The organism is Actinoallomurus acaciae (assembly GCF_042429965.1).
In the GTDB taxonomy this organism is placed as follows: domain Bacteria; phylum Actinomycetota; class Actinomycetes; order Streptosporangiales; family Streptosporangiaceae; genus Actinoallomurus; species Actinoallomurus acaciae.
Window position 1 is genome coordinate 1 of the sequence record NZ_JBHLZP010000662.1, and the last position, 3,862, is coordinate 3,862.

4 protein-coding genes are annotated in these 3,862 nt (G+C 72.2%); 1 reads left to right on the top strand and 3 read right to left on the bottom strand.

Features of this window, described 5'->3' with window-relative positions; genetic code table 11:
* On the bottom strand, window positions 1-504 hold a 504-nt coding region (locus ACFFNX_RS44430; protein ID WP_378212289.1), incomplete at its 3' end, for a hypothetical protein.
* A 136-nt stretch (window positions 505-640) separates the two neighbouring features.
* Between ACFFNX_RS44430 and ACFFNX_RS44435 the strand changes: the two genes are divergently transcribed.
* A complete protein-coding gene (locus ACFFNX_RS44435) occupies window positions 641-2,437 on the top strand; it encodes a hypothetical protein (RefSeq protein ID WP_378212290.1) in 1,797 nt (598 codons plus the stop codon).
* A 382-nt stretch (window positions 2,438-2,819) separates the two neighbouring features.
* On the opposite strand, the gene ACFFNX_RS44440 is transcribed toward ACFFNX_RS44435, so the two are convergent.
* Together ACFFNX_RS44440 and ACFFNX_RS44445 are read right to left on the bottom strand one after the other, a co-directional pair.
* On the bottom strand, window positions 2,820-3,386 hold the full coding sequence (locus ACFFNX_RS44440; protein WP_378212291.1) for a P-loop nucleotide/nucleoside kinase family protein: 567 nt from the start codon (window positions 3,384-3,386) through the stop codon (window positions 2,820-2,822).
* A 72-nt stretch (window positions 3,387-3,458) separates the two neighbouring features.
* The coding region (locus ACFFNX_RS44445) for a CbiX/SirB N-terminal domain-containing protein (protein ID WP_378212292.1) at window positions 3,459-3,862 on the bottom strand (404 nt) is incomplete at its 5' end.

Sequence of the window (3,862 nt, forward strand, 5' to 3'; positions counted from 1 at the left end):
GATCACCGGCGCCGTCCGGTCGGCCTGCTCGGCCAGCGCGGCGTCCCGTACGCCGACCACGTCGAGAAGGCCGAGGGCGACGGCGGCGAGGAAGACGGCGACCACGCCGAGCCCGTACAGCAGGGTGATCTGCTCGGCGACCTGGCGCGTCGTACCGCCGAGCGCCGACCCGAGGATCGTGTGGCGCCGGTCGGCCCACAGGCCGCTGAGCGGGACGCCGACGCCGAACCACGCGCCGCCGAGTGCGGCCAGCCAGGCGCCGAACGCCGCGAAGGCGCGGTTGGCGCTCGCCAGCGCGATCAGGCCACCGAGGAAGACGGCGGCACCGGGCACGATCTGCAGCCACACCCGGCCGGACGTGAGGTGCCACGCCTTGTCGGGGGCGAAGCCGAAGTGGAAATACGGCCCGACGAGCGGCATGAGCGCGCCCCACAGGCCGAGTAGCACCAGCAGCAGCCCACTGAGGGCTCCGCGGGTGCGCGGGACTCGTAGCGTTGCGGACATTTGGCGATCAACTCCCTGGACGGCTGAAGCGCCTACGGGGTACCCGGTGAAAAACCGTTCATGCACCCCGATACAGAGACATCACCGGTATTGGCCGTCCGGTATAACAGCCGAATGGTCGTTACTAGGGGATTCGGTGTCTGAGCCGGAAGAAACCGTTCCGTACGAGTCCGACCTGGAGCTGCTGCGCAGGTACGAACCGGTCCTGTCCTACACCGACGGCGAGCGCTTCTTCCCGGTCGCCGTCGAGGACTACGTACGCTGCTGTGGCCTGTGGCGAGGGGAGGAGGAGCTCGTCCCCGCGGGGGAGCTGACCACCGAGACGCTGGTCGCGACGGCCGCGCGGCACCCGGACTCCCAGCTGTCGTTGCTGCTCGTCCAGGAGCCCTTCCACCGCAAGGAGGTCCGCCGGTACTCCCAGGCCAAGCCGCCCATCGCCAAGTTCGGGCGGCTCGCCGCGGTCGGGCTGTTCGGCCGGGTCTTCGACGTGCTGCTCCGCGCGTCGCTGTTCCTGCGCGGCTCGGTGCCCGGCGGCGTCGCCGCGGCCGCCGCGGACCTGTACGAGCGCCGCATGAACCCGGCCCGCTGCACCTACTACGGCAGGGTCGTGCGCGAGGGCGGCTACGTGATCCTCCAGTACTTCTTCCTGTACGCGATGAACGACTGGCGCACGACCTTCAGCGGGGTGAACGACCACGAGGCGGACTGGGAGGCCGTCACGATCTACCTCGCCGAGTCCCCCGCCGGGCCGCGGCCGGCGTGGGTGGCGGTGTCCGCGCACGACGAGTCGGGTGACGACCTGCGGCGCCGCTGGGACGACCCCGACCTGAGGCGGGTCGGCGACCACCCGGTGGTCTACGTCGGCGCGGGTTCGCACTCGGGCGCGTTCGTCCGCGGCCGTTACCTGGTGACCGTCAACCCGGCGCGGCTGCGGCCGATCCTCCGCGGCACCCGGCGGGTCACGGCCTTCGCCTTCCCCTGGCTGCGGGAGGGGCGCCGACACGGCGGCGTCGGCATCCCCTTCATCGACTACGCCATGGGCGACGGCGAGGAGATCGGCCCGTCCCGCGCACGCGGCTGGCATCCGGTCGTCATCTCCGAGGAGACACCGTGGGTGAGCGGCTTCCACGGGCTGTGGGGGCGCGACACACGTGACTGGGTCGGCGGCGAGCGCGCCCCGGCGGGCCCACGCTACGACCGCGACGGCCGGGTGCGGACCCTCTGGGCGGACCCGCTCGGGTGGGCCGGGCTGCAGAAGGTGCCGCCCGCGCCCGAGGACGACCACCAGGCACTGCGCGAGCGGATCGCGATCCTGGACCGGGAGATCGCGGACGCCGACGCGACGATCGAACGCGACCGTGAGGAGTTGCGCCGGCTGCGCGCGGGCGCCGTCTCCCTCGGCCACCATGAGAAGGCCCGCTCCCTGGCGCGGCAGCGGTCGGCGGACGTGGTGAAGGCCGAGAACGCCCTCCGCGCGCTGGTGCGCACGCGCACGGACCTGTCCGAGGAGCGCGCCGCGCACGACGCGACGCTCGCCCGGCCGCCCGAGGCCGAACCGCAGGAGCACCTGCGCGAGCCGAACGTCCCGTACATGCCGACCCGGGGCTCACGCACCCGTTTCCTGAACGTCTGGGCGGCGCTGAGCACGCCCTTGTTCATCCTCGCCGTCGTCGGCGTGTTCGTCGTGCCGCACGAGCCCGTCTCGATCCTCCTGGCGGGGGTCGTCTTCCTGTTCCTGACGATGGAATCCTGGGCCCGCCGCCGGATGCTCGCGCTCGCGACGGGCCTGCTGATGCTGGCCGGCGCCGTGGCCGTCGTGGTGGGGCTGAGCTTCGCGGTCGTGTACGGCGGCCGGTACGTGCTGCTCGGACCGATGGTCGTGATCGCCGCCGTGCTGCTCGTGGTCAACCTGCGGGAACTGCTCCGCAAATGACGCGGGGTTCGCCGAGGACCGGGGGAGGGAACCACGGATGATCCCGGCGGCGGCGTGCCATCAGGGTCGCGGAAGCCCTTCCGGCCGACGCCGCTGCCGACCCCCGATTCGAAGTCCCGCCGTCCGGGACGCTCCCTGTCCGGGACGCTCCCTGTCCGGGACGCTCCCTGTCCGGGACGCTCCCTGTCCGGGACGCTCCCCGCCCTCCCAGGGGGCGCCGACCCCACTTCCATTGTCAAGCCACCCCACAGGCCAAAAGAAGACCGCATCCACGGCTGTGGAGAACCCACGACTCAACCACTTCGAGACAGGCCCCAGCAGGGCCTCGCCCCCGACCGGCGGGAGGGGCCGTTTCTTCTGGGACCGCGGCTGACCGCGGGTCTCAGAACAGTTCGTCGAGCTGGTCGGCGAGCGGTCGTGCCGTGATGCGGTTGTCCAGCGCGATGTGGGGGACCGGTGGCGGCTCACCGACGCGTATGGCGGCGGCGAACTCCTCGAAGCGCTCCAGCTTGCGCTGGTCGCGCTCCAGGCCGCGGCTCTTGAGGCGCTCGCGCAGCGTCTCGCGGTCCGTGCGTATCCAGACCAGGTGTACCGGCGAACCGCCCAGCTCCTCGATCCACGTGCGCCACCGGCGAGGGTCGTGGATCTGTCCGGTGAACGGGCCGCTCAGCAGCACCGGGCAGCCGTGGGAACGGATCTCGCGGGCGGTGGCGGTCATGCCGGCGTACTCGTGGGCCTTGATGTGCTCGTCGTACCAGGGACCTTCGCGCTCGCCCTCCGGACGGTCGTTCGCGCGCAGTGTCGCCGAGACGAACGAGCCGTAGAGCGTGTCCTTGTCGAGCAGCGCGGGAACGGGCCGTAGCCGGGTCAGGAGCAGGTCGGCCACCGTCGACTTCCCGCCGCCCGGTGGCCCCGCCACGACCCACACCGCACTCGGAAGGGGTTCCATGCGTCGCATCATCTCCCGCTGAAGGCCAGGTCAGGTGCCCGACGCTCCGAAAGTCTCGGCCGCGCGGAAGCATTATGTGCGGGAAACCGCCCTCTGTGGCGCTTCGCCGATCCGGCCGTATGCGGCCGCCGCCTCGTCGTAACGGCGCAGGATCAAGGTCGCGAGCGCGTCGTGGACGCCGATCGGCGGGCCGGTGGAGTCCGCGCCGGAGTCGAGGATCCGCCGATGGAAGAACCCGGGAGCGAGCAGGTAGGACGCGACCGTGACCCGCCGGGCGCCGCGTCTTCGCAGGTCACCGACGACCTCCGGGAGCGACGGCTCCGCCGAGGCGGCGAACCCGTGCGCCACCGGACGTCCCAGGTGGCGGGAGAGCAGCCGCGCCGCGGCGCGCACGTCGGCCCTGCCGGAGGGATCGGACGTGCCGGCGGCGCCGAGCACCACGGCGTCCGCCGGTGGCGTCGTCCGCAACCGGTCGG